Here is a 26,051-nt window from a genome sequence, read left to right as displayed (position 1 = left end):
TCCTTTATGGCCGGAAATTACCCGTTAACCTGGCCCGGGGATTTCCTTATGAGTGGATCCTGTTTTCTGAACTGTACTTATTGCTGCCCGCCGGCCCTTTCAAGGTGGCGAGGATCAGTAAGATAACAGTGCCGACAAACGGAATAAGATGTAACAGTAGCCACCAGGCGCTATAGTTAATATCGTGCAGACGGCGGGCATTTACCGCCAACGCGGGTAAAAATGTGAGTAGCAGATAGATAGTGCTGAACCAGCCTATATAAATTTCAGGATTGGCAACAGCAAACAGTCTTTCCAGGAAAGAAATGATGAGAACAGCCAGGATCTGAAACAGAACGAAATACCAGAACTCTTTACGCGGTGCTATCCCCCTGAAACAAGTATAATTCTTTAATACAGTCAAATACCAGTACATTATTATCTGTTCTCTCTTGTTAACCAGCGGTTTCTTCTGCCGTCACACTCGTTTGGGATTAATCCCTGCGCCAGCATGACGGCTTTCTGCGTTTTACCGTCCGCCAGTAGCCAGTAAGAAGCCCCCAGCCATTACGTTCCCGCTTTACCGTTCAGATCGAGCAGCACAGACGCCAGAACGTTGAGCGCCTCGTCAAAAACATCATCTTGTATCGTCAGCGGTGGCAGGAAACGGATCACGTTACCCTGCACACCGCACGTCAGCAGGATCAGACCACGCTCCAGCGCTTTCTGGCGCACCGCGTTGGTAAAACCGGCATCCGGTTCCTGACTGCCCGCACGATTAAACTCCACCGCAATCATCAGCCCAAGCCCGCGCACATCCGCGATCTGCGGGACACGCGGCCGCAGTTCATGCAGACATTGTTTTAGCCGATCGCCTAACTGCGTCGCACGCGCAGCCAGCTTCTCTTCTTCGATCACATCCAGCACCGCATGGCTAGCCGCTATCGCCACCGGATTACCGCCATAAGTACCGCCCAAACCTCCCGGTATCACCGCATCCATCAGTTCTGCGCGTCCCGTTACCGCCGCCAGCGGGAAGCCTCCCGCCAGACCTTTTGCCATTGTGGTCAGATCGGCCGCAACCTGATGATGTTCCATGGCAAACAATTTGCCCGTCCGCGCAAAGCCGGTCTGGATCTCATCGGCAATCAGTACAATGCCGTGGCGATCGGCAATTTCGCGCAGGGATTTGAGCAGTTCGGAAGGCGCAGGATAGAAACCGCCTTCACCCTGTACCGGTTCGATGATGATGGCCGCGACGCGCGTGGGTTCAATATCGGTTTTGAACAGAGTCTCCAGCGCATTCAGCGTCTGTTCCACGCTGATACCGTGCAGCCCTACCGGGAACGGGACACGATAAACGTCGCTGACCAGTGGGCCGAACCCCATTTTGTATGGCGCAACTTTGCCGGTTAATGACATACCAAGGAAAGTACGGCCATGAAAAGCGCCGCTGAAAGCCACCACACCGCTGCGCCCGGTAGCCGCACGCGCGATCTTGACGGCATTTTCTACGGCCTCAGCCCCGGTGGTCACAAAAACGGTCTTCTTCACAAAATGACCCGGCACCAGACGGTTCAGTCGTTCGGCTAGCGCGACGTAATTTTCATAAGGCACGACCTGATGGCAGGTGTGGGTAAACTGTTCCAGTTGTTCTCTGGCGGCGGCAATGACGCGCGGGTGGCGGTGGCCGGTATTGACCACGGCGATACCCGCAGCAAAATCAATATAACGTTGCCCCTGAACATCCCAGATCTCAGCATTTTCCGCACGCTCAACATAAACTTGCGTGGTCACGCCAACGCCTTTTGCGATAGCCGCACTGCGCCTTTTGGCTAACATAGATTCAGTCATAAATAAGAGCTCCTGAGTAATCCGAATAAGCGGGCTTCAACCGACAGATGCCCTGTGTGATTCAATGTGTGAGGGCGGCAGGATCACCAGACGCAGTGAAGGGAATTCACCATTGGCTGGCTGATTAACGTCTTGGCACTTCAATAGCGAACCTGAACGCATTCCCGGCACGGTTGAAGTCACGACACGCGCATCGTCATTAATCACCAATGCCGGTTTACCGATAGCGCCCAGAGCCGGCAGCAGTAACCGATCCAACGTCGAAACCAGCATATCCACCGCTGCAACACCGACAAACGCCTCACCGATAAGCACCGGATGGGCTACCGTCATCGTATAGGCACCGTTGCAGACATAATCCACATAAGGACCGTCAATCACGGGAAGATGACGGCTGGCCGGCTGCCGGAACCACTCAAACAACCGGAAATCCAGCCGCCTGCGCTGTGCCTGATTGTGTTCCAACTGTGCACGCTGAATGGTCTCCCCTTCCTGACGCCACCACTCCAGCGTCCAGTAACCCTCCTCCTCCCCGGCCGCCTCCGTTACGGCATAGCTGGCAAAGCCGGCACCGTTACACCAGACGTTGTTACGCAGGACATCGTGGATATGTTTTTGCAATGCGCCGCGTTGCTCCCGCGCCAAACGGATCCCTTCCGCATGATATAACGGCAGCCCCGATAAAAGCCGCGCGGTCTTATCCGCCAGCGTAGCAGTGGCCTGCTGCGCGGTGACCAGAATATCGTCCAGAATGCGTTTAGCCCGTTCTACGTGTATATCGTTGTACATATGTCTCTCCCTCTCCTGAGATGAATACAACCGCATTACTCGTGATTAGATCCCCGCAAGAATGGCGCATCAGTATCCACACGCAATTTGCATTCAAGCAGGTGGTCAGTAATTTGGGTAATCATCTTCTGCGCTAGCTGGTAACAGGCTAAATCATCACCCTGATACAGAGCAGCCAAGAGCTTACGCCAGACAGTGACAACCGCACTGTGAACGGCAGTCTCCCGGTACAGATGCACGATCAAAGGGATCCATTCGGCCTGAATCGCCAGTTCCTGATTGGCAAGCCTCGCCGACTGTGATTGGGATGCCAGAGTCAATAGGCAACGCATATCCGCCTGTATACGGGCATCCGGTTGCGTCGCGGCCGCAAAGCTATCAATCAGTTGCCCAAGTTTATTCAGTTCGCCCGGTGTTGAACGCTGCGCCGCCAACCTCGCACTGTGGCCAATCACGGCACAGTGAAACTCGCTGAAATCGGCCAGTTCGCCGGAAGCCATCAGCCGCAGCGGGTGATATTTTCGCATTGCCTCAACCGAGACTTGGCACACAAAACTACCGCCATGACGTCCGCGCCGGGTATCAATCAACTGTCTGGCGCGTAGTGTATTCAGGGCGTCACGGACAGTTACCGGTGACACCCCTAACAGCCGCGACAGCTCATTTTCGTTAGGCAACTGCTCATCAGTCTGTAATATCCCGGAGATAATTGCGTTACTTAAACGTTCCACAACCTGTTCGGTCCGGGTCGCCTGATCGAGCGGTGCATAGATGATGGAATATGCTGTCATTCTCTAATTCCTGACTGAAATGACATAAGATTTCAGCCTGTCTGCAAACAACGCTAAAAAATGCCGTGACGATGCAGCGCTTGCGCATCTTCCGGTACTGGGGTGATAGCATCCCAAAGCTCAGCCACTTTGCCGTTTTCAATGCGCCACAGCTCAAAGTAGCTGTGGCGTGCCCCGGCAATACTCCCCTCGGAATGGCTCAGGACAAACTGCCCGTCGGCGACGGTACGGTGGATTTTTGCATAATGCAGGCCCCGTCCTTCTTCCTTGAGTTGCTGAAGAAACGCAGTGAGCGCAGCCGTACCATCAGGAATATCGGGACTGTGTTGGCGAAACGCTTCACCGTTGGTGTAGTTGCCAAACTCAGCGTAATGCCCTTCGATCAGGGTACGGGTGAAAAAATTAACCAGCCGTTCGCGGTTCTTCTCCCTGTCATGGTGATGGCCGGTTTCCGTCGGGCCGTCTAACTGCGTTCGGCCACTGGCATTGGGTGCGGACTGTGGCACCAAGCCGTCCCAGTGCTCCACGATTAAGCCATCGGCAACCCGGTACAAATCAAAACCGACCAGCGGCTGCTCGTCTAACCCGGTAAAACGGCCGTGGATAGCCACCAGATCACCGTCCTGTAGGACACGATGTGTTTCATGGTGCAGTTCGGGATGTGTCTGAACCAACTCACGCAGCCCGGCAAGCCCCTCTTTGACCAACGGGGAATGTTCAATGAAATTCGGCGCGAAATAACGCTCAAGTGCTCCCACATCACGCTCAGTAAACAACTCATGGTGCGCACGCAACACCAGATCATTTAAGGATCTATTTTGATTCATTATGGATATCCTGTTTTAGTCGTTGGAACTCATCACATGTTTGATGCGGGTATATTCTTCGAAACCATAAGCCGACAGATCCTTACCGTATCCAGAGTTCTTGAAGCCGCCATGTGGTGCCTCTGCCGTCAAAGGAATATGGGTGTTAATCCAGACAGTGCCAAAATCAAGCTCACGGGACAGGCGCAACGCGCGCCCGTGGTCGCGGGTCCAGATACTGGAGGCCAACCCGTATTTCACATCATTAGCTTTCCCGATAGCCTCCTGTTCTGTCCGGAATTTCTGCACGGTAATCACCGGACCAAAAACCTCGGTCTGAATCATTTCATCATGCTGTTCCAGATCGGTAATCACCGTCGGTTCAAAGTAATATCCCGCACGATCGGCCTGACGGCCGCCGGTTTCGATACGGGCATGGGTGGGCAGACGCGTAATAAACCCTTTGACCTGTTCCAACTGGCGAATATTATTCAACGGCCCATACAGCGCCTCTTTATCGTCCGGATCACCAAAACGGGTGGCCTTCGCTGCGGCGACCAGTTTAGTGACGAAAATATCGTAAACAGATTCATGCACCAGCACGCGCGAAGCGGCCGTGCAGTCCTGACCGGCGTTGAAGTACCCTGCGGTAGCAATGTTCTCCACGGCTTTGTCGATATCCGCATCGGCAAAAACCACTACCGGTGCTTTGCCCCCCAACTCCAGATGCGCTCTGGTGAGATTCGCCGCCGCCGAAGAGGCCACCTGCAAGCCGGCACGCACGGAACCCGTGATGGAAACCATCGCCGGCGTTTTGTGTGAAACGACCAAAGCACCTGCGCTGGCATTACCCAGCACCACGTTGAAAGCACCCGCGGGGAAGAACGGCGCGGCCAGTTCAGCCAGCAACAGGGTACTCTCCGGCGTGGTATCGCTCGGTTTAAGCACCACGGTATTACCGGCTGCCAGCGCAGGGGCTATCTTCCATACCGCCATCATCAACGGATAGTTCCACGGGGTAACCTGCCCCACCACCCCCAGCGGTTCACGCCGAATACTGGTGGTCATCTCAGGCAGATATTCAGCAGTGGCCTTGCCTTCCAGAAAACGCGCGGCTCCGGCGAAAAAGCGGATATGATCCACCGACGTCGCAACTTCTTCGGAAGCAATCAAATGCTTGAGCTGCCCGGTATTGCGGCTTTGCGACTCAATCAGGCGATCCGCATTTTTTTCCACCGCATCAGCTAACGCCAGCAACGCCTGCTGACGTGCCGAAGGCGTGCTGCGTCCCCATATTTTAGATGCCTCTTTAGCCGCTGCATAAGCCTCATCAACCTCCGCCACGGCCGCGTTAGGAGAACGCGCATAAGATTTACCCGTGACCGGACTTATCAAATCAAAATATTCGGAACCTTTAGACTCAAGATACTGACCATGAATGAAATGCCTGAGCGTTGGTATCGGCATTAGTTACCTCCTGATGGATTAAACGTATAAAACATAACCTATGATTTAATATATTTAACGGTTACATTAATGTCAAATTTGTAGCAAAAATGTAAAAACACATGGTAATTTATATACATACGAGTAACTTTCAGCGTTTCCATCAGGAAAAGAAGTTTAAATCTGTGAGTAGGATCGAGGATTTCTATATTACGGTCTGGACAGTGCAAAATAGTACGCACAAACCAACGGACTCAATCCGGTTCGTGTTATTGCACTGTTGCAATTGAGAAAACAACCTGTGTAGCCCATCTCATCACTCAGCCCTGTTATTGAAGTGCTGGTATTATGATTCAGCTATATCAGGCAACCCATGCCTGATAGCATTGTTAGATAGCCAAGTCAGGTGCTTTTACTTATCAGAGATCTTTCCGGCAAACTGCATTCACTGTCCCCCGTTTTGGGGTTGTGATCAGCAATAATAACAGGCCGGATAATGCGACAAACCCACCAGCGTAGCTGACAGCGGAATACCCGAATCCCAGTGACAACACACTTGCCCCCAATCCTGCGCCAATGGCATTACCCAGATTAAACGCTCCCACATTAATCGATGAGGCCAACGCCTGAGCTTCAGAGGCAACCTGCATCACTTTTACCTGTAACGGAGGAACCACACCAAAACTGGCGATCCCCCAGATCACTAACATGATGCCGCCACTGATACTGTCCGTACCGATAAACGGAAGCAACATCATACTGACAGCCAACAGTGTAAATAAGCCGAAAAGTGTCATGGAAACCGAACGATTAGCCCATATTCCGCCAAGATAATTACCTAATGTAAACCCCAGTCCGACAAATACCAGCATGATACTGATTTGTGCCGGTGGAGTATTTGCAATAGTCATCATCAGTGGCGCGATATAGGTATAAAGCGTAAACATCGCACTGGCACCCAGGACCGTACTCAATAAGGCAATTAATACGTTAGGCCGGCTTAATACCTGTAATTCTTTTTTGAGATGCAAAGGTTGCCCCGGCATATTTCGGGGAAGAGTCAGCAATAATGCAATCATAGTCATCACGCCTAATGCACTGATCAGCAGAAATGCTTCGCGCCAGCCGATCATCTGCGATAACCAGGTCACTGACGGTACACCGCCAATATTGGCGATGGTCATCCCCATAAACATGCTGGCAATGGCACTGGCCTCTTTACCTTTTTCCACTACCCGTGTCGCAACCAGTGCGCCGATACCAAAAAATGCCCCGTGGTTTAAACTGGTAACAAAGCGTGCAATCATTAAGCAAGTAAAATCGGTTGCCAATCCCGATAGGATATTTCCTACAGTGAAAAGGCTCATCAGGAAAATCAGCGCCACTTTGGGGGAACGCTTAATCAGTAATAACGTCATGAATGGTGCACCCAGCATCACACCCAGTGCATAGGTCATCACCAGTATACCGGCGGTAGGAATCGAAACGGACAAGCCGGAAGCAATATCCGGTAACATCCCCATCGGCGAAAATTCCGTTGCCCCGATAGCGAAGGCACCGACTGACAACGAAAACAGTGCGGTATTTGAACGCATAAGATCCTCTGTCTCTTTAACGGCACATTACGGGTAGATGCCGCAACACCATTCCGTCTGCATGTGATTAACCCGCTTATCGGACAATTTCATGAAATTTACCCGCAGATTTCGTTGGAGCTGACCAATTATGAAGGCGTAACCAACTTATTGGAAAAGCAAACGGATATTGCATTTCGTATTGGATCTTTGGCAGATTCTTCCCTGCATGCCACGCTGTTGGGTTATAGCCAGTTGCGTATACTGGCAAGCCCTATTTACCTGCAACACTTCGGTGAGCCGAAAAACGTAGATGAACTACAGCAACACTGCTTACTCGGTTTCACATCGCCAGAATCTCTTAATGAATGGCCGCTGTATCAGGGTGAGAAAAAAAGGGTGAAAATCACGCCAACGATAGCCGCCAATAGTGGTGAGATTTTGTGTAATTTAGTACGGAAAGGCGTTGGTATTGCCTGTCTGTCAGATTTTATGACCTATGAAATGCGGAAAAGTGGTGAATTCCGGCAGATCCTAACCGGAGTCACTGATGATCATAAGCAACCTATCAATGCCGTTTATTACCGTAATCAGGCACTCTCTCCGCGACTACGCTGCTTTATCGATTTTATCAGACAGCATAGTCAGCGAATTATTCGCCCATCATCAACAAGCTGAATATCCGTTATCATGATTTCAGCGTTTTTATGCACCTTATTTTTCATAAGTTAAATTTATTTAAGCATTACCATACGTTTCAATATGTTATAAACCTTCGGCACCCACCATAATGGCGCTGAACATCAATCAGATCATACTGGCGATTAGTATCGGAGCGAGTTTCTTTAACAACGGATAAGTGTTCCATCAAACGGATAAAGGAATAATTGTTTCAGTTTCATGGGGTAACTGATAGTTAAGTATTATTCGCTTGTTATTGGGTGGAAATGGGTTTATCAACTTTGTTGGCGCTATCAGTCTTTGTGATAGTGATGCAGTCAATAAGATATGGAGCCATAAAAATGAAAAAATACATTCTTCTTTGCCTGTTGGCAGCCACGACTATTCTCGCTTCAACCCAGACTTATGCCTTTACTTGCACGGCGGAATTTCCTGTTGGTAGCCCGGAATGGAAAGCATGTGCGGACCTATGCGGATTTAATATTATAACTGGTGGTTTTCTTCTTTGTGTATAGGATGGCTATTTTTAACCCCAATACAAACTGAGTCATAACTCTATCTGGTTCTCAAACTTTCATCTTTTCAGATTGATTGTCAGATAGAGTCCAATTTAGTGGTATGCCCCTAATAAAAAACCCCTGAATGTTAAGGGTTACTTCCGCCGTGGGATATTTAAAAGCATACCGTTACTGAGTCTGTTCTACATCATCATTGATATCAGCGTGATAGCGGTACCCATGATGAATTATTGGAACGATGCCCGCTTTACCAATCCCTTTGGAAAAATCACCTTGGTTCAGGGGCGCATTGGCATTTACAACCGAATATTCACCCGAATCAGGTGTAACCCGCCATCTAAACGACAGCCGCCTCTGGCATAAAAAATCAAAACGAGGTGCACCCGCCCTCCAGCAAAGCCTGTTCGTTGCAGCGGCGACCATTTGCCAGTTGGCAAACAGGAATTTGCTGCCCATTCAATTGCTGGGTTAATGCCGGGATGCCTCCGGCATCAGAGCAATTTTCACTGGCATCCCTGCTCAAGTTAATGCCCAGATCAGAATATTGATAATGTGGGTAGCCGCTGGATGAAGTGTCTGTTTGATGCCCGCTGCAACCCGCCAATATCGTGCTCACCAGCAACAGATTGATAAGGATAATTCCTCGCTTTAACAACATATCGATTCCCGTTTAAGTATCGGATTAATATTGATTTGGGTATATACCCGTCGTACTTCACGCTGCCTTTATTATCTCCCCGCGCGGCGGGGAGATAATAAGCGGCTTTCGTCTTACGAGTGGCAACTTGACGTTTATAGGGTATAGATTAGTGCCCTGCACTTTTAGAAAGTAAATTTATCACTAAGACACCCGCAATAATAAGCAAAATACCAAAGATTGCCGGTAAATCTAATTTTTGTTGATATAAAAATATCCCTGCAATAGAAACTAAAACAATACCAAGGCAAGACCAAACCGCGTAAGCAATCCCCAAGGGCATCGATTTTACAACTTGCGATAACGCCCAGAACGATAAGCAATATCCCAATACAACAACAATAGATGGCACTAAGCGAGTGAAGCCATCAGCCGTTTTTAACATTGTTGTTGCTATCACTTCCGACAAAATCGCGATAAACAAATAACCCCACACATTCATATTGCTCACCAAGCCCAAATGATAAGATAGACCAAACTTTCCAAAAACCGCCCAATTTACCATAAGTTAAAATACAATGCCTTAAAGAAATGTGGTGCTTAGATTATCTTTATCAGCAACAGAAAGATCATCAGGGATATATTTCACAGAGAGTGATTTAATCAAATAAAGAAAAATATCAATCTTTAAGTCACAAACCTTCCTTTCAATAAATTTACCTCCCTTTTGCACTTAATAAAAACAACATGAAACTCATGAATAACCCTTCGGAAAAATAACTTAAAGAAATCATTTGTTTTAATATAAAAAAAGAATAGAAAGTTATTCAGAATAATAAAAAACCATAATGAAAGATAAAATAATAACAAATAACCACGAAGAATTTGAGCTATATCGCCTTGTATCCATGAGTAATTCAAAAAACATAAACCTGTCAAATAAAAAATATTATAGACTTCAATCAAAATGATAATCACTATTAAAGCTCAAGGCGTTATGATCATGAATCCATGGCCATCGCATCATGACCACGGGATAATAAATAACAAATAATGACTATTATTGGAAAAATAATTTGAGCGGAACAGGCAGGTGATAAGGATGTATACTTGAATATATCATATATCAGAAATAAAACTTTAACCATTGGCCGATTGAGTATTAACCATTTTGTATAAGGGAGAGTGTTGAAAGGTTGCGAGATTAGCTGTAATGATACCCTGATAGAACATGCTAATACCTATTAAAAATAATATTCGAAGTTGTAAAAACAAAATATAGCGTACTGAGCGTGATTAACGCTACAGAACAAATAAATTAAGGTAGGCAAGCGCTTAAATCTATTCATTTGTATCAAAAATTACAAATAACTTGTAAACGGAATGCATTCATATCATTGATTATGAGAACACATGAAGGTTCGTTGAATGCGAACTTATATCACCTTCATCCCGCTCAAGAGGATGTATTTTACGAACAAACCCTCCATGAAAACCCCCTATTGCACAACCTGGGTTGGTATACCGTAATGGAAGGGAACGTTGATATGGCCATTGTGCAACAAACATGGCAATTACTGCACCAACATGTTGATATACTGAGGTTACGCATATCAGTTAATTCGGATCACGAAGCAACCCAATATATACAGAATCAGGGTGATCCTGAATCAGTCCTATTCCATGATTTTGCCATGCAGCCTGCTCCTGAAAAAAAAGCCAAACTCTGGATGCAGCAACAGATGGAGACAGCCATTAATTTTCGCAATGAGATCCTGTATCAAGCCGCATTGATTCGTCTTACCCGCGAAAAATATTACTTCTTCACTAAGTTTCACCATATTATGATTGATGGCGTCGGCTTATTCCGGTTCCACGAATATATCCATAAGCTGTACGCCTGCCTGCAAAATAAAACATCCACCGCGTGGCTGGCAGAAATTCCGCGATATTTAGACACCATAGAGAGAGCAAAAGAATACCTGAATTCGTTTCATTACGAAAAGGATAAAAATTATTGGTATGATTTTTTAACAAAAAACGATATACATCAATTAACCCCTTATTACCAAAATACGGGTTCTGACAGCGAGGCGTTGAGATTACCCCTTTCAATGAAAGCCGATTTACGTGCTTTTTGTGAAAAAAATAAAACGAATCTTCTCTCCGTCTTTTCAAGTCTGGTCATCATGATGATGTCGGCGCTGACAGGACAACAAGCATTAACGTTTAATACCATTACTCATGGCAGAAAGACAACATTAGAGAAATATGTTGTGGGAATGCAGGCAAATATTTATCCCGTACATTGCCATGTTTCCAACACAGTCAGTGTCATTGAACAGATCCACCGAATGGAATTCGCGCTGAAAGAGAGTTATCGCCACTGCCAATTTCCTCATTCTCACTTGGTTCGCATGGCTCATAACCACGGAGTGGCTTTACCCAATATCTTTATCTTCTATGAAAGGTTTTCAGCATCAGCCGCTGAAATCAACCAAGCCCAGCATTATAATGCCAATGGCGGATTGAATACTGATCCTATTGTTTTTCGATTGCAAGACGTTGGCTATGATCAAGAACTCATCATCACGATAGATTACTTACGGGAATATTTTAGTCAGCAAGATATAAACAGAATATTTGCGCGATTGCAGAACTTATTGACGGCGTTGCTTGACTCGCCCGCTTTACCCGTCAGTGAATTACCTATTTTATTAGCGCAGGAGCGCCACACCCTGCTGCATAGCTGGAACCAAACCGACGTTCCCTACCCGCAAGATAATATTTTGCAGCAGCAGTTTGAGATGCAGGCGACGGCTACCCCTCATCATGTGGCATTGATATTCGAAGATAAAACCCTGACCTACCGTCAGCTTAACGAACAGGCAAACCAGCTTGCCGCTGTAATACGCGAACGCTGTCAGCAGCAACGCAATGTACCGATGCAAGCCGATACCCCTATCGCCCTCTACCTTGACCGCAGTCTGGAGATGGTGGTCAGTATTCTGGCGGTGCTGAAAGCCGGCGGCGCTTATGTGCCGGTTTCGCCGGAATATCCGCCGGAGCGCGTGCAGTTTATTCTGGAAGACACCGGCAGCCCGTGCCTGCTGACCCAGCAACGCCACCTGACGCCCCTGGAGAAATGTACCCGGGCTTTGCCAATCCGGCCAACGCTGCTAGCCATTGATGACCGGACAGTCACCCAAAACCAATCCGCAGCAAATTTGCTGCCGGTAAACAAAAGCACGGATCTGGCCTACATTATCTATACCTCTGGCACGACCGGACAACCAAAAGGCGTTGAATTAACCCATCAAAATGTCATCAATCACCTGTGTTGGATGCAATCCCGATATCCATTAACCGCATCAGATAAGGTGCTGCAACAAATCCCTTATACTTTTGACGCCTCCGTCTGGGAGCTACTGGCCGCCAACTGGGTGGGTGCCAGTATCGTGATGGCTTCACCGGATATCCATCGACAGCCCGAAACCTTATATCAACTGATACAGAAAACCGGCGTGACAGTGGTGCAATTTGTTCCGTCCATGTTAGGGGCTTTTTGCCAAACCTTACGGGATTTAGGGCAGCCGTTACCCCACACGATCCGTTATGTTTTATGTGGCGGAGAGGCGTTGACGATGTCCCATGTCAGCGCGTTTAACGCCATCAATCGTGGTTCAGGCACGTTAATTAACCTCTATGGCCCGACAGAAACCACCAATGATGTCACGCACTTTGATGTCGTGGGTGAATTGAGTGGCCGCATTCCCATTGGTAAAGCACATCATAATACCCGCCTGTATGTCCTTAATCATGACGGCAAACTGTCTCCGATTGGTGCCCCCGGCGAGTTGTATATCGGCGGTGCCGGGTTGGCGCGGGGATATCGGAATCGTCCAGAATTGACTGCCGGGCGTTTTGTGGAAAATCCCTTAGCCACCGCCGAAGACAAGGCGCAGGGTTATACCCGCCTGTATAAAACCGGCGATCGGGTGCGCTGGCGGCCGGACGGTACCGTCAGTGCTATCCGCCGGCCATGTCGTCTTGGTTGCCGGCATTACGGCACTGCCATATCGGTGAATACACAGAAACGGAATTACACCGGCAACTGACCCAATGGCAAAGTGGCTTTGATTACCATCACGGCCCCCTATGGCAAGCCGCTCACCTGACCGGATATGCCGACGGCAGTGCCCGCTTATTTTTCGCCTTTCACCACCTGATTATCGACGTGGTGTCCTGGCGGATTATTGCGGAAGATATGCGCTTGCTACTACAGGGAACAACCCTGCCGGCAAAAACCAGCAGCTATCGGCAATGGGTCGCTGCTGTTCACCGCCATGCCGCACAGCATCAAGATGAAATACCCTATTGGCAGGGTGTGCTGGCCGGAAAAGAAACTTATCCGGTGATGGGCGAAGCCAACCCGCATCGGCTGAATTTATCAGCCAAACTGACAGACATCCTGCTCCATGAAGCCAACTCAGGTTATCACACCGAAATGTTACCTGACCGACGATTTGCCAGCTGTCAGTTTTAACTATCTCGGCCAACTCGGCCAATTGGGTGGTGAAGCCGGGCAACCCCGCCATCAGGACTGGACCCTGATCGATGACGGTTGCGGTTCAGTCATGGCCAACGAGAACGACAGCCATTTATTGCTGGATATCAATGGCTTGATCCAAGCGGGTCGGCTGCAATTCAGTATCAGCTCACGCTTGCCACAAACCCAAACGCAAATATTTATCACCGCCTTCGGGCAGGCACTTAATTCCGTGATCAGCGCCAGCCGGCAACAGGCGCAATCAGGCGATTGATGCGATCCAACAACATGACCGTACCCTGCCCTTTGATTTAAGCCAGCCGGGTTTAATTCGTTTCACTTTAATTAAACAGCATGAACAGTTAACCACAGTGCTGATCTCGCAACATCACATGATCACTGACGGCTGGAGTGGCCCGATTTACAGGCCGTGCATGAGTATTACAACACACTGGTGCGGGGACAAACGCCTCAGCTCGTCGTCGAACAGGCTTATCTGGCCACCCAGCAATACTATCTGGCGCATCTGGCTGAATCGGAGAGATATTGGGCTGAACACAAAGCACTATTTCAGGGAGCCAACGATCTTGCCCCCCTGTTAACTCACCGCGTTGATTTAACCCGGATAAAAGCCGTTGAAAAACCGGCCGAACAAGCGCTCATCGTACAGGGCAACACTTACGGGCAACTTAAACACCTGTGCCGTGCGCAGGGGGTTAGTGAGGTGTATGAACCGCTGGCAAATGCGTTATCTGACAGAGTTAACTGCATCGGCATCGATAATTATAATCTTTGCACAGACAATCATATTGATTCATTACAACAAATAGCCCGGATCTACATGAAGTTGATCTTAACCGAAACGGCCATTGATCAACCGATTCGTATTTTAGGCTGGTCATTGGGAGGACAGTTGGCGATGGAAATTGCCTTTCAATTAGAACAACTCGGTGCAAAAGAAATCCAGTTATTTTTATTAGATACGGTCATGAATACTGATGAGATAAAAGCGCTCAGGAATAAATTAGATATATCAAGTGCCTATCGTCAAGTGACCCGAAAATTGCAGGATATGGGCGCAAGAGAAACTTATATCAATAAAGTATTGGCCGCAATACCGTTTGAATCAGGAATAGCAGACTGTCATTTAAGCGGAAAGTTATCGTATGCCAATATCACTTTATTTAAAGCAGGCCAAGCCAGCCCGCATCATAAAGAAGGCGTTGGATTTGCAATGAGTCAATTAATCGCCAAGATACCGGATAATAATATTTCGCCATGGGCAGTTCATCCCTTGGTCATTAAGATGATTGAGGATTGTTATCATGAAAATATGATTGAGTCTGTTCCCATTATCAGTACAGAAATAATGAATACCTTGTCAATGAAGGATAATCATTAATTATTGCCCACTCCCTGACTCCCCGCGTGGCGGAGAGTCAGGGAAATACGAGAACCCGTAACGCTCAACATAACGCCGGAATTGGTCAGGCACAAATCGGTTTCGGGTGCTCGGTTTCAAGTGATCAGTTTCAAGCGATCGGTTTCAAATAAAAAGAAAAATCCGTATAATCCCCCTCCGGCCAAAAGCCCATATAGGAAATCGATAGCCGATACCATCGGCAATGTGAGAAGTCGCAATGAATCAAAAAGACACGAGAAAAGAGACACTTGAGTTCAACAAACTCCAGAAACGCCTGAGGAGAAACGTTGGTAATGCGATTATTGATTACAATATGATTGAAGATAATGATGTTGTAATGGCATGTATCAGTGGCGGCAAAGATTCATTCGCGATGTTAGATATCCTGCTGAATCTGCAAAAAGCGGCACCCATAAATTTCAAAGTCGTTGCAGTAAACCTTGATCAAAAGCAACCGGGTTTTCCTGAGCATATTTTACCCCAATATTTTGAAAATCTGGATATTCCATACTATATCGTCGATAAAGATACCTACTCCGTGGTGAAAGAGAAGGTGCCTGAAGGCAAAACGACCTGCGGGTTGTGTTCAAGACTCCGTCGCGGCACGCTCTATTCTTTTGCAGAAAAAATCGGTGCCACCAAAATTGCCCTCGGTCATCATCTTGATGACATCGTTGAAACGCTGTTCCTGAATATGTTCCATGGCGCCCGCCTGAAGGCGATGCCGCCAAAGTTACGCTCTGACAATGGGCGGAATGTCGTCATCAGGCCGCTGACATATTGTCGGGAAGCCGACTTCATGATGTATGCGGAATATAAAAAATTCCCCATTATTCCCTGCAACTTATGTGGCTCGCAAGAAAACCTACAGCGCCAAGCCATTAAAGCGATGCTGGTAGAATGGGATAAGAAAACACCGGGCAGAGTAGAGAGTATTTTCAAATCTGTTCAAAATGTTAGCCCCAGCCAATTAGCAGACAAAACCCTTTTCGACTTTGTTAACTTACCGTTGGATCGTACGGGAGAAAGAGAAGAGTATGCGTTTAACGAAGCTGTCGTATCATCAACCAACATTGATGAAAACCTGTTTATCGATGTGACAAACATTTAATGCCCCGCAAAGCAGCCTTGGTAACAGGCTGCTGACAAAAAAATTGCCGATACTCGAACCCGCATCGGCATAATTAATGAGCAATTATTCTGTCTGAAACTCAATATGAGAAAGACGACAATGATGGAGCACAACGTTCATTGAGCAACGTTGTATTCACCTGCGGGATCTATCTTGCTTGAATTGCGGGCACCGAACATTGACCTATCTCAAATCCGGCAGTATTAATGGCCGCAGCGGGCAAAATATCATCATGCTACAACCATTTGCTTCGCCTTAACCACCACGCGAAAATCCCAATCAAAAGTGACATCAAAAGCGTGAATAAGCCGAACCCAAACGGATACGCATTACCAGGAATGCCCCCCAAGTTGACACCAAATAACCCGGTCAAAAAGGTCGTTGGCAAGAATACCATCGCCAACAGGGACATCATGTAAGTACGGCGGTTCATGGCATCTGCCATCATGGAACTGATTTCATCTGCCAGCACAGCGGTTCGGGCAATACAACCGTCAAGATCATCAATTCCCCTTCCCAATCGATCAGCAATTTCCTGCATTAAACGACGCTCTTCATTACTCATCCAAGGTAATTGCTCACTGGCTAAACGAATAAAAATATCCCGCTGTGGTGCCATGTACCGGCGCAGGACGATTAACTGCTTACGCAGCAAAACTAATTCTCCACGACCAGGCACTTTTTGCTCCAAAATACCATCTTCAAACTCAATCAGGTTATCATGCAGCTCTTCAATAAAGTCATTGACTTCATCAGTAATGGCGCCGGTGATTTCCACCAGCCAATGACCGGTATTTTTCGCCCCCACACCGTTGCGCAGATCGTCCAGTACTTGGTCGATGCAGTGAATTTTCCGGTGCCGGCTGGAGATAATCATTTTGTCATTAATATAGATGCGAAACGAAACGAGGTGATCGGGACGCGCATTATCATTGCGGTTCACCGCTCTCAGGGTAATCAAAGTGCCTTCACCTGTGCGCAGTACCTTTGGACGAATACTTTCACTCACTAACCCCTCTTTTACCGGGGGTGATAGCAAGGTGGTATTCATGAGCCATTGATGACTATCCGAATTTTTATAATCAAGATGTTGCCACACTGGCTGTTCTGCCGTGACGAGTGAATCGTCCCCAAATGCCGTTATACCGCCCTTGCCATTTAACTGACAGGCATCAATGGCATTTGAACCTTTAAATACCGAGCCATAGATCGTTTCCACATCTGCTCCTTATTTGTACCTGATTTTCATGCTTGATCTTCATGCTTAATGGGGGTTTCTTGCTGTTCTACATGGTATGACTTACATGGTATGACTATAGGTGACATCTTCAGGTTTGGTGATCGGGTATCCTCTTAACCACGGTTTGAACAATATTATAAGACATTGTTAATTAAAGGAAGGTAGCGCATTTCTTCAATATTACCTCTATTTTTTGTGGGCAAGATCGCACTATTCCTTTACACTGGCGACGCAGTTTACTTTATAGAGGGATTAAACCATGACACAAACAGTCAAGTTTCAAGGTGGTGATATCACCGTTAACGGAGATTTTCCACAAGCAGGTCAGGCCGCAAAAGCATTCACGCTCGTTGCTAAAGATCTTGCTGATGTCACATTGAGCCACTACGCAGGTAAACGTAAGGTGCTTAATATCTTCCCAAGCATTGATACCGGTGTTTGTGCCACATCTGTCCGTCAATTCAATCAACTCGCCAGCGAAGTAGACAATACTGTCGTCCTGTGCATTTCAGCGGATTTGCCGTTTGCCCAGTCGCGTTTCTGTGGTTCTGAAGGTCTGTCTAATGTTGTCACGCTTTCTACACTTCGTGGCGGGGAATTTCAGGAAGACTACGGCGTTGCAATCAGTGAAGGGCCATTGGGTGGATTGACTGCACGTGCTGTCGTTGTGCTGGATGAAAATAATCAGGTTATTTATAGCCAGTTAGTCGATGAAATCACCAATGAACCTGACTATGACAGTGCATTGGCCGTATTGAAATAATTGTTTTATGATTAACAGTCACATTGCTCTTGTTTTTTAACACAGCAACGCATTGTTTTTAAAAGTTTATTGGCTGGCGACGATAAAATCACCATGATCTTTTATCGTCGCTGGTTCATTTTATATAAGATCATCCCACGACTCAAAACAGGCATTCCAGCCTAAACCAGCTCCCTTCATCTTACCCCTGAAAAATAGTTTTAAATCAACGTATTGTATTCATCATCACACCAGTGACCGCCCATTCTTTAATCACTCACATTATATTAACAAAAAAATACCATCACCAACTTTAAATAAACATTAGTTATAATCTTGTTGCAAAATAATTTACCATATGAAATATTTCATTTCTGATTAATAACGCCATGAATCTATTTAGCTACCCGTCAGCTCAGACATAGCTCAGTAGATAAGATAGTTTGATTTATTTTCTGAACCTTCATTCAAGGGTCATGCGGTAGCTTTAGCTGCACAAGGGGTTTTTATGGAAAAAATCATTATTGCTCACTCTTCACTTGGTGATGACACCTTACTTTTTAGGTCCTTAAAAGGAAAAGAAGAACTATCCGCTATTTATAGTTTTGAAGTTGAGCTTTTCAGTGAAAAGAAAGATATTGACATCAAAGGGTTACGAAACAAGCCCATGTCAATAGAAATAAAGAACCCGGCAAATACTTCAGAAAAATCCCGCTTTCTCAGTGGTGTTGTCCGCGAAGCGACTATCTGTGATTATTATGATACCTATCACTACTTATATAAAGTTATCATCCAACCTGCTTTGTTTATTCTCACTTTAAACAAAAATTTCAGAATCTGGCAGAAAAAGACCGTTCCGGAAATTATTCAAGATATTCTTAATAAACATAAAGTAAAGTTTAAGAATGAGCTAAATGAGAAATACCAGCCATTAGAATACTGCACGCAATATAAAGAAACTGATTTCGATTTTTTGAGCCGGCTCATGGAACACGAAGGGATCTATTACTATTTCCAGCACACTAAGAACGATCACACACTGATATTGGCTGATTCCCCTCAATCTCATTCAGCGTTACCTGAGCAGGCTTCGCTTGAATATTATCCGAACCATTTTCCGCCCAGGAGCAAAGACAAACATTATCTTTATGGCTGGACGGTCAGTTATTCAATTACGCCAAAACTTTATACAATGAATGACTATAACTTTCTTAAGCCAAATGCACAGTTAAAAGAAACACAACAGAATCCGGACACCAACGCCCCCAAAACAGAGCTGTTTGAGTGGCCGGGGAATTATACCGATAATGCGCAAGGGCAATTCTATGTTCGAATACTCCAGCAATCCTGTACGGCACAAAGTCAGTCGATAAAAGCGAAAAGCATAGAATCAGGCATTGCCCCGGGTTATACCTTCACCTTATCAAAAGCCTTACGGGACAGCGATAACGGTGACTATCTGATTATCAGTGCCCATTATGAACTGCATGAAACCCCCTATATTGCAGGGATAACAGCATCGGATACTGACGGCACAAAAATCATCAGCACTGAGTTCACCGCTATCCCCGCCAAAGTGAACTGGCGCGCTCCTCGCCTGACCCCGTGGCCAATCGCCGGTACTGAACGGGCAATCGTTGTCGGCGCAAGTGGCAAAACCATCTGGACCGATGAATATGGCCGAGTCAAACTCAAGTTTCACTGGGACAGAAGTGAAACAAAAGATGATAAGAGTTCCTGTTGGGTACGGGTATCCAATCATTGGGCAGGCGCAAAGTTTGGGGCAATACAGGTGCCGAGGGTGGGAGAAGAAGTGCTCGTCAGTTTCATTAATAATAACCCGGACAAACCGCTCGTCGTGGGACGTAATTTCAACCAAAACAATATGCCGCCTTGGGACTTACCCGCAGAAGCCAGCAAAATGGGGATCATGTCACGGAGTCTGGAAGGCGGAAAAGAGAATACCAGTTATTTGTTGATTGATGATGCCAAAGGCAAAGAGTCGTTTGAAATACACGCTGAAAAAGATATGAAAATCTCGGTGGAAAATGATCAAACCGTTTCCATTGACGGTGCATGTACCACAGAGATCAAGAATAAACAAAAGACCACCGTGACCAATGGCAAAGAAGTCGAAGTCACCAGTGGCGGCATTAAATATACGATTGCTGACGGATATAAATCCGATATTACGGGTGATAAATCAGAAAAAATCAGCGGTTCTTATTGCTTAGATGTCGGCAGTAATTCGACTGAAAGCATCAGTGGTAATTACAAATTGAGTATTACAGGAAATAAGAATGAATCAGTAACAGGAACCGCCGAGTTTAAAGCAAGTCAAATTACCTTAACATCCAATACAAAATTGGACATTAAAGGTACAGCCAACGTTGCTATAACATCAGTGCTTATCCAATTGGGTTAAGTGCTTAAAAATTCCTACGAGATTTTTCAATGAAAATCATCAAACCCCTGCGCTTAAGTCTACTGCATCGCCCTTATCGCTGGCTGCAACACAATTATCTGGGAGTTTCCATTATGGCCTTAGCCGATATGGGCGCCACCCCTCGCTTACGGCCTGAGCCAGAACTTTGGCAACTTGCAGACGCTGAATTGAAAACCTGCAATGGCATTATCGATCTTGCCATGCCCAAATCTTCCGCGGAATTTTTGGCGACGGGTTATGCCTATACCCATCACCAGACCGATAAAACCGCTTGCTGTGCACGCATTCAGGTAGAGGAGTTGGATAAGACGCTGATGGTTTCCGGCGATCGCCATTGGGTTAATGATAGACCCTCTCAGCCGCAGAAATTTGAACAGATGCGACTGGATTGGAGCCGGGCTTTCGGCGGGAAAAATTATGAAGAAAATCCACACGGTATCGGTTTTACGCCAGAAGCACCGGAAAATGGTATTGAGATCCATCGGTTACCCAATATAGAAGCGCAAAACAGACAGCTTTTGTCACCACGGGATACCCCCAACCCTGCCAGTTTTTGTCCGCTGGGATTCATGTGGCCACGTCGTTTCACCCGTATCGGTAAAAAATATGACAAACAGTGGCTGGAAAATGAATTTCCGGGTTTTTCCCGTGATATCGACTGGCGGTTATTTAATTCTGCCCCCCGTGATCAATGGTGGGAGCACTATAACGCACTGCCGGAACAGGCAGCATGGCGCATCTGGAATATGCATCCTGAAAAACCCATACAAGAAGGGAAGCTCCCGCCATGGCAAGCGCGTTGCTTTATCAAACGACTGCGCGCTGACGAAGAAGTGTTCGAAGAAATCGTCATGCGCAACACGACGGTGTGGTTTTTCCCGCATCTGGAACAGATGATCCTGATTTGGCACGGCAGCGTGCCGGTTAATGAAGATGATGCCACTGATGTGTTACAAATGCTCTCTGCGATGGAACTCAGTCACGCAGCGTACTCTGAAAATTATTATCTGCAAATACTCAACCAGCGCACGGATAAAGCCAAAGGCGCATTATATTCTTTCCGGGAAAAGGATCTGATCCCGGAAAGCATCATTGGCTCGTGGGTGGATACAGAACAACCGGAAAATACCAGCCCATTGGGAACGAACTTGCAAAATCGCGAGAAACGCCTGCGCGAGCAACAAAAGGAGCGCATGGCAAAATATGGGAAGGATATCAGTGCACTCATTCACCCCATTGAACCACTTTCCAATCCCAAACCGGCTGAGTTACCTGAGTTTGTGCACAAAATAGAGCAAGACGCAGCTCAACAACATCTTGCAGCCGAGCAGCAATGGGAAAAAATTCGTGCCGCGGCTCAAAAACAAGGTATTGAGGTCGATCCCATTGCCATGAAACATCTCCTCCGGGGGCCACAAAATTTCCATCAAATACGGGATATGCTGCACCAACAGCACGATCAGCAAAAACAAGATCAACAAAAATCAATGGAAACCAGCGATAAGAAGCTGGCGCAACTTGAGCAATCCCTCCACAAAATGTATCTGGCTGCGGTACAAGCACAACCGCCTGCCCTGCGTTTGACGGGTAACCTGTCACAAATTATTCGTAAGCGGGTTCAACGCATTATGCAGGAAGGCGGGAATTTCAGGGCAATGGACTTCACGGGAGCCGATTTATCGGGCATGGATCTGCGGGGTGCCGATTTTTCCCGGAGTTTGCTGGAAAGTGCCTGTTTCAATAACAGTCAACTGGATGGTGCTGATTTCAGTGAAGCCATGCTGGCCAGAACGGAGATATGCCACGCCTCTCTCTATGGGGCAAAACTGGATAATGCCAGCCTGACACAGGCAAAATGTGAACAAAGCGATTTTTCAGCGGCAAGTTTTAAAGAGACGCAATTGCAGGAAACGTTGTTTACTCATTGCCGGTTTCACCAGGCGGTCTTCACCGACCTGTTCCTGCAAACCACCTTTATCAAAGGTTGTCGTTTTCAGCATTCGCAGTGGCAAAGCTGTACTTTTTTTGAAATGACGCTGCCTTCACTGAAATTTAACCACGCCAGCTTAAAAAAAGTCGCCTTTAATCAATGCTTATTGGAAAACGCCATTTTTGATCACGCGACGCTCGAAAATTGCTCATGGGTAGAAACCAAAGCTGAGGCGATCCGGTTCCGCTCAGCCAAACTGCTAAACTGTGTCTTTACCCTGAAAAGTGTGCTGAATCAGGCAGATTTCTGCTGTGCCACCTTGACGGAATGTAATTTGCGCCAGATGCCTTTGGTGCAGGCTTCTTTCCGCTCGGCAACACTGAATAACAGCGACCTGAGCGAAGCCAACTGCCAATTGGCCGATATGCAGTATCTGAACACCGACAAAAGTCTCTTTGCCAGAACGGATTTTAAAAACGCATTTCTGAATAATGCCAACCTGATCGGGGCTTTTATGCAGAAATGTACGTTTTGTGGCACTAACTTACGCGAAACTAACCTGTTTCGCACGGATATGTCCCAGTCAATCATTGACGACACCACGTTGATTAATCATGCCTATACGCAACGGACGAAAACCCTGCCCAAACGTGATCAGGAAGTGATATGAGTACCCTGACAGCCGATGAAGTCATGACGAGGATCAAACAAGGTGACATCGTTGAAAAAGTCAATTTGCAGGGCATATCGCTGGTTGGACAAAATTTATCCGGCGGCAGGTTCAGGGCGGTCGATTTTTCAGATGCCGATTTTTCCCATACCATTCTTGAAGAGTCGGTTTTTACTGAATGCCTGTTCGAAGAAGCTGTCTTCAACTCGGCCATATGTGAAAACACCTTGTTTGAGCAATGTAATATGATACGCGCCACCTTCAATAAGGCCACATTGAACGCGAGTCTGTTCAACCAATGTGGGTTGAACAAGACACAATTCAACGCCACAAAACAAAACAGTACCCAATTTTTGGCCTGCCACCTTCAATATGCCGATTTTATTGATAGTGAATTTGAGCGCGTGACATTTATCAACTCAGTGCTGAATTACGCAATATTACGTAATAGCCGCTTTTTTCTGACCACATTTTTTCGGCAGGATTTAAGAAAAACCGATTTTTATGCCAGTCAGTTCGTCAAAACTGTTTTTTTTGAATGTGATCAACGTGGTCAAAATTATCAAAAACTGCAATTTCAGGCATGTCAGTTCACGGATAATCAACTTGATGCCGTCAATTTTAATGGTTCAATGTTAACCCATTGCAACTTTCAGGGAAGCAAGCTGCAAGATGCCCAACTCTCGGATGTCAATGCAACCCAAGCGTTATTTATCAACGCGGATTTAACCCGTGCTTGTTGCCATCGCAGCCTGTTTAATGAAGCGATTTTTATTGATGCTTGCCTTGAACGGACGGATTTCCGGCAAAGTCAGCTTCAACAGGCCATCATGCAAAAAGTACGGGCTGTCAACGCACAGTTTGTTGGCTGCGACATGGCCTATGCGGATCTTTCCTATGCCAATGTTAATCAAAGTGATTTCAGTTTCGCCCAGTTCATGAGAACCCTTTTTCATCGTATTCAACAGGCAGGGGCACTATTCACTGATCGTCAGGGCATATTGGAAAATGATCCTGAATTATTTGCTGCCGAAGAGTGGAGCACACAACAACGCCAACGTAAGATTTAATCTGGAGGATCAATATGATGAAATTTTCTCACGCACTTTCTTCATCTACTCTTGCTACGGAACCTCTCTACATGGAACAACAGCACCCTGAAAAACTGCGTTCTGAAAAGCTACCCCCTGAAAAATCCCCCCCAGAACAACTGCAACAGATTGTAGGCCAAATTGTGAATATTCTTCAGGACGGCAGTTTAGTCGTTGAAAACCAGGATCGTAGTTGGCATTGTCAACGGGCCGTCAGTTGCCTATTGGCCCCCGAAATCGGGGACATGGTATTGCTTATGCAGGCCAATAAGCAGCTCTGGATATTGGCAATATTAGAGCGGGTACAGCAACAAAATCCGGTTGAAATCAAGGTGCCCGGCGATTTATCCATTACGGCCCAGGGAAATTTGAATCTAAACAGTCACGGATTGAATATCATCGCCGACAACGGAAATTGCCATATTAATCAAATGCAATACAGTGGTGAATCTTTGTCCGCTTGGGTGTCTATCACGAAGATGATTGGCAACCAATTTGAATCCGTTTGGCAAACGGTCACTCAGTTAAGTCATCGTCTTTTTCGCCACACGACGCAAACAGAACAAGTGCATGCAGGGCAATTAGATATGCAGGCAGAGAGTTATGCACGGCTACACGCCCAAAATACCGTTATTTCCGCCAAGGCAATCACCAAAATAGATGCTGAACAGATTCACATTGGATAACAAGGGATCAAGAGGAAACAATCATGTTCGCCAATACTCAAGGCGGTGGCACGGATCTGGCAACGCCGGATATCTGCCTGACGCCATGCCCTCCCGGTGCACCAATACCGATGGTTTACCCCAATACTGCCCAAGGCAGCAGTGGCATTAGCGCCAGTACGGCCAATATTCTCTTTGTGGGTAGCCCGGCGCATAATCTGGCAACAACGATTGCCATGACGAATGGCGATAATGCGGGCGTCAACTTAGGTGTCACATCCGGGACGGTCATGGGGCCATCCCGCCATACGCTTGGTGCCAATAGCGTCTTGATTAAAGGGTCGCCCGCAACCCGGCTATCCAGTCCCACTATGCAGAATTCAACCAATGCGATAGGAGCACGCATCAGCCCGAGCCAGACAAAGGTCGATATTTCAGGGGCATAAATTCCCCCGCATCGTCAAAGATGAGGGCAATCATGGTGAATACCACAATGGTAAATACCACAACGGTGAATACAAAAAATACCCGCCATGACAACCTACCTTTCAGTGACAAGATTCATAGATTATGTTTCAAATGGGCAAGCATGGTGATATTGCTGTCTCTTTCCCTGATCATCCCCTTCATCGTATTGACAGGGTGTTCATCATCAGAGCAGAAAAAATTGCCACCATATAAGCTGATTTTCAATACCACAAATAATGTGAATGACTCATCCCCGCTGAAAATGCACGTTGTTTTATTGAAATCGACTTCAGCGTTTATGTCTGCCGATTTCTTTTCACTGCAAGGTAATGCTCAAGCTGCACTGGGTAATAATTTGCTTGATTCTCAACCATTTTTTTTATTGCCTTCCCAACACCCGTTTTTCCTGATGGAAAAAAACCAACCAGAAGCCAACTATATCGGCATTTTTGCTGAATATAAGCAACTGGATGGAAAAAGGTGGCGTATTGCGTTGCAGATTATTCCCCTGCCTGAACAACCGGCTTTCTACAAGTTTTGGGCGTCGCCGCCAGACACATTGGACATCTGCATTCAAGTCACAGCCAATGGTTTGAATTTCATCAATAAATGCAGTTAGT

The 26,051-nt window shown here is 46.7% G+C and carries 22 protein-coding genes and 2 pseudogenes; 14 read left to right on the top strand and 10 right to left on the bottom strand.

All coding sequences use genetic code 11. The annotated features are described in order from the left end of the window. Positions 1 to 46: 46 nt before the first annotated feature. From PSI17_RS00515 to PSI17_RS00485, 7 genes are all read right to left on the bottom strand, one after another. The gene (locus PSI17_RS00515; protein WP_273550065.1) at positions 47 to 415 is read right to left on the bottom strand and encodes a DUF805 domain-containing protein; all 369 of its coding nucleotides are present in this window, start codon (positions 413 to 415) and stop codon (positions 47 to 49) included. Positions 416 to 546: 131 nt separating this feature from the next. Further along, on the bottom strand, positions 547 to 1,833 hold the full coding sequence (locus PSI17_RS00510) for a 4-aminobutyrate--2-oxoglutarate transaminase (RefSeq protein ID WP_273550064.1): 1,287 nt from the start codon (positions 1,831 to 1,833) through the stop codon (positions 547 to 549). A gap of 36 nt (positions 1,834 to 1,869) precedes the next feature. After that, the gene (locus PSI17_RS00505) at positions 1,870 to 2,622 is read right to left on the bottom strand and encodes a cache domain-containing protein (RefSeq protein WP_273550063.1); all 753 of its coding nucleotides are present in this window, start codon (positions 2,620 to 2,622) and stop codon (positions 1,870 to 1,872) included. A 35-nt stretch (positions 2,623 to 2,657) separates the two neighbouring features. Next, a complete protein-coding gene (locus PSI17_RS00500; protein WP_273550062.1) occupies positions 2,658 to 3,413 on the bottom strand; it encodes a FadR/GntR family transcriptional regulator in 756 nt (251 codons plus the stop codon). A 53-nt stretch (positions 3,414 to 3,466) separates the two neighbouring features. Continuing rightward, a complete protein-coding gene (locus PSI17_RS00495; protein WP_273550061.1) occupies positions 3,467 to 4,240 on the bottom strand; it encodes a nuclear transport factor 2 family protein in 774 nt (257 codons plus the stop codon). A 15-nt stretch (positions 4,241 to 4,255) separates the two neighbouring features. After that, positions 4,256 to 5,686, bottom strand: coding sequence for a gamma-aminobutyraldehyde dehydrogenase (locus tag PSI17_RS00490; protein WP_273550060.1), 1,431 nt, complete (start codon positions 5,684 to 5,686; stop codon positions 4,256 to 4,258). Between the two features lie 398 nt (positions 5,687 to 6,084). Beyond that, positions 6,085 to 7,260, bottom strand: coding sequence for an MFS transporter (locus PSI17_RS00485; RefSeq protein WP_273550059.1), 1,176 nt, complete (start codon positions 7,258 to 7,260; stop codon positions 6,085 to 6,087). Positions 7,261 to 7,263: 3 nt separating this feature from the next. Between PSI17_RS00485 and PSI17_RS00480 the strand changes: the two genes are divergently transcribed. Continuing rightward, complete coding sequence (locus PSI17_RS00480; protein WP_273550077.1) at positions 7,264 to 7,917, top strand: LysR substrate-binding domain-containing protein; 654 nt, start codon at positions 7,264 to 7,266, stop codon at positions 7,915 to 7,917. An 888-nt stretch (positions 7,918 to 8,805) separates the two neighbouring features. Here PSI17_RS00480 and PSI17_RS00475 read toward each other — a convergent pair. Together PSI17_RS00475 and PSI17_RS00470 are read right to left on the bottom strand one after the other, a co-directional pair. Then, on the bottom strand, positions 8,806 to 9,096 hold the full coding sequence (locus PSI17_RS00475) for a putative hemolysin (protein ID WP_273550058.1): 291 nt from the start codon (positions 9,094 to 9,096) through the stop codon (positions 8,806 to 8,808). Between the two features lie 148 nt (positions 9,097 to 9,244). Beyond that, entirely contained in the window at positions 9,245 to 9,577 is a 333-nt protein-coding gene (locus PSI17_RS00470; protein WP_273550057.1) for a DMT family transporter, read from the bottom strand. 901 nt (positions 9,578 to 10,478) lie between these two features. Between PSI17_RS00470 and PSI17_RS00465 the strand changes: the two genes are divergently transcribed. From PSI17_RS00465 to ttcA, 6 genes and pseudogenes are all read left to right on the top strand, one after another. Further along, entirely contained in the window at positions 10,479 to 13,193 is a 2,715-nt protein-coding gene (locus PSI17_RS00465; RefSeq protein WP_273550056.1) for a non-ribosomal peptide synthetase, read from the top strand. Continuing rightward, positions 13,118 to 13,621 carry a condensation domain-containing protein gene (locus PSI17_RS00460; protein ID WP_273550055.1) on the top strand — a complete coding sequence of 168 codons (504 nt, stop codon included), beginning with the start codon at positions 13,118 to 13,120 and terminating at the stop codon, positions 13,619 to 13,621. The genes PSI17_RS00465 and PSI17_RS00460 overlap by 76 nt, the downstream gene beginning before the upstream one ends. Then, the gene (locus PSI17_RS00455) at positions 13,602 to 13,898 is read left to right on the top strand and encodes a hypothetical protein (protein WP_273550054.1); all 297 of its coding nucleotides are present in this window, start codon (positions 13,602 to 13,604) and stop codon (positions 13,896 to 13,898) included. The genes PSI17_RS00460 and PSI17_RS00455 overlap by 20 nt, the downstream gene beginning before the upstream one ends. Further along, positions 13,894 to 13,986, top strand: a pseudogene (locus PSI17_RS17355) (hypothetical protein); the annotation flags it as partial. The gene PSI17_RS00455 and the pseudogene PSI17_RS17355, both read left to right, overlap by 5 nt. 68 nt (positions 13,987 to 14,054) lie before the next feature. Continuing rightward, positions 14,055 to 15,026, top strand: coding sequence for a thioesterase domain-containing protein (locus PSI17_RS00450; protein WP_273550053.1), 972 nt, complete (start codon positions 14,055 to 14,057; stop codon positions 15,024 to 15,026). Positions 15,027 to 15,264: 238 nt separating this feature from the next. Further along, positions 15,265 to 16,113: pseudogene (ttcA, locus tag PSI17_RS00445) on the top strand (tRNA 2-thiocytidine(32) synthetase TtcA); the annotation flags it as partial. Positions 16,114 to 16,414: 301 nt separating this feature from the next. Here the strand turns inward: ttcA and zntB are convergent. After that, positions 16,415 to 17,398: a zinc transporter ZntB gene (gene zntB / locus PSI17_RS00440; RefSeq protein ID WP_273550051.1), complete on the bottom strand. Its 984-nt coding sequence runs from the start codon at positions 17,396 to 17,398 to the stop codon at positions 16,415 to 16,417. A 280-nt stretch (positions 17,399 to 17,678) separates the two neighbouring features. Between zntB and tpx the strand changes: the two genes are divergently transcribed. The 7 genes from tpx to tssJ all read left to right on the top strand — a co-directional run bounded on the left by tpx (position 17,679) and on the right by tssJ (position 26,050). Beyond that, a complete protein-coding gene (gene tpx, locus PSI17_RS00435) occupies positions 17,679 to 18,182 on the top strand; it encodes a thiol peroxidase (RefSeq protein ID WP_273550050.1) in 504 nt (167 codons plus the stop codon). A 487-nt stretch (positions 18,183 to 18,669) separates the two neighbouring features. After that, positions 18,670 to 20,586, top strand: coding sequence for a type VI secretion system Vgr family protein (locus tag PSI17_RS00430; RefSeq protein WP_273550049.1), 1,917 nt, complete (start codon positions 18,670 to 18,672; stop codon positions 20,584 to 20,586). 29 nt (positions 20,587 to 20,615) lie between these two features. Further along, positions 20,616 to 23,207 (top strand): DUF2169 family type VI secretion system accessory protein, encoded by a 2,592-nt coding sequence (locus PSI17_RS00425; protein WP_273550048.1) that lies wholly within the window; start codon positions 20,616 to 20,618, stop codon positions 23,205 to 23,207. After that, entirely contained in the window at positions 23,204 to 24,277 is a 1,074-nt protein-coding gene (locus tag PSI17_RS00420) for a pentapeptide repeat-containing protein (RefSeq protein ID WP_273550047.1), read from the top strand. Before PSI17_RS00425 ends, PSI17_RS00420 begins: the two co-directional genes overlap by 4 nt. Positions 24,278 to 24,348: 71 nt before the next feature. Continuing rightward, on the top strand, positions 24,349 to 24,984 hold the full coding sequence (locus PSI17_RS00415) for a DUF3540 domain-containing protein (RefSeq protein WP_443255982.1): 636 nt from the start codon (positions 24,349 to 24,351) through the stop codon (positions 24,982 to 24,984). Between the two features lie 23 nt (positions 24,985 to 25,007). After that, positions 25,008 to 25,409, top strand: coding sequence for a DUF4150 domain-containing protein (locus PSI17_RS00410; RefSeq protein WP_273550045.1), 402 nt, complete (start codon positions 25,008 to 25,010; stop codon positions 25,407 to 25,409). A gap of 32 nt (positions 25,410 to 25,441) precedes the next feature. Next, on the top strand, positions 25,442 to 26,050 hold the full coding sequence (gene tssJ / locus PSI17_RS00405) for a type VI secretion system lipoprotein TssJ (protein ID WP_273550044.1): 609 nt from the start codon (positions 25,442 to 25,444) through the stop codon (positions 26,048 to 26,050). The last annotated feature ends 1 nt before the right edge of the window (position 26,051 follow it).

Source organism: Xenorhabdus sp. IM139775 (assembly GCF_028598745.1).
GTDB lineage: Bacteria > Pseudomonadota > Gammaproteobacteria > Enterobacterales > Enterobacteriaceae > Xenorhabdus.
This window is presented reverse-complemented; position numbering and strand designations above follow the sequence as displayed.

What these genes read in the sequence shown, in the direction of transcription:
- PSI17_RS00515 (WP_273550065.1), bottom strand. Translation starts at nt 415, where the DNA reads ATGTACTGGTATTTGACTGTATTAAAGAATTATACTTGTTTCAGGGGG.
- PSI17_RS00510 (WP_273550064.1), bottom strand. Translation starts at nt 1,833, where the DNA reads ATGACTGAATCTATGTTAGCCAAAAGGCGCAGTGCGGCTATCGCAAAA.
- PSI17_RS00505 (WP_273550063.1), bottom strand. Translation starts at nt 2,622, where the DNA reads ATGTACAACGATATACACGTAGAACGGGCTAAACGCATTCTGGACGAT.
- PSI17_RS00500 (WP_273550062.1), bottom strand. Translation starts at nt 3,413, where the DNA reads ATGACAGCATATTCCATCATCTATGCACCGCTCGATCAGGCGACCCGG.
- PSI17_RS00495 (WP_273550061.1), bottom strand. Translation starts at nt 4,240, where the DNA reads ATGAATCAAAATAGATCCTTAAATGATCTGGTGTTGCGTGCGCACCAT.
- PSI17_RS00490 (WP_273550060.1), bottom strand. Translation starts at nt 5,686, where the DNA reads ATGCCGATACCAACGCTCAGGCATTTCATTCATGGTCAGTATCTTGAG.
- PSI17_RS00485 (WP_273550059.1), bottom strand. Translation starts at nt 7,260, where the DNA reads ATGCGTTCAAATACCGCACTGTTTTCGTTGTCAGTCGGTGCCTTCGCT.
- PSI17_RS00475 (WP_273550058.1), bottom strand. Translation starts at nt 9,096, where the DNA reads ATGTTGTTAAAGCGAGGAATTATCCTTATCAATCTGTTGCTGGTGAGC.
- PSI17_RS00470 (WP_273550057.1), bottom strand. Translation starts at nt 9,577, where the DNA reads ATGAATGTGTGGGGTTATTTGTTTATCGCGATTTTGTCGGAAGTGATA.
- PSI17_RS00465 (WP_273550056.1), top strand. Translation starts at nt 10,479, where the DNA reads ATGAGAACACATGAAGGTTCGTTGAATGCGAACTTATATCACCTTCAT.
- PSI17_RS00460 (WP_273550055.1), top strand. Translation starts at nt 13,118, where the DNA reads ATGTCGTCTTGGTTGCCGGCATTACGGCACTGCCATATCGGTGAATAC.
- tpx (WP_273550050.1), top strand. Translation starts at nt 17,679, where the DNA reads ATGACACAAACAGTCAAGTTTCAAGGTGGTGATATCACCGTTAACGGA.
- PSI17_RS00430 (WP_273550049.1), top strand. Translation starts at nt 18,670, where the DNA reads ATGGAAAAAATCATTATTGCTCACTCTTCACTTGGTGATGACACCTTA.
- PSI17_RS00425 (WP_273550048.1), top strand. Translation starts at nt 20,616, where the DNA reads ATGAAAATCATCAAACCCCTGCGCTTAAGTCTACTGCATCGCCCTTAT.
- PSI17_RS00420 (WP_273550047.1), top strand. Translation starts at nt 23,204, where the DNA reads ATGAGTACCCTGACAGCCGATGAAGTCATGACGAGGATCAAACAAGGT.
- PSI17_RS00415 (WP_443255982.1), top strand. Translation starts at nt 24,349, where the DNA reads ATGGAACAACAGCACCCTGAAAAACTGCGTTCTGAAAAGCTACCCCCT.
- PSI17_RS00410 (WP_273550045.1), top strand. Translation starts at nt 25,008, where the DNA reads ATGTTCGCCAATACTCAAGGCGGTGGCACGGATCTGGCAACGCCGGAT.
- tssJ (WP_273550044.1), top strand. Translation starts at nt 25,442, where the DNA reads ATGGTGAATACCACAATGGTAAATACCACAACGGTGAATACAAAAAAT.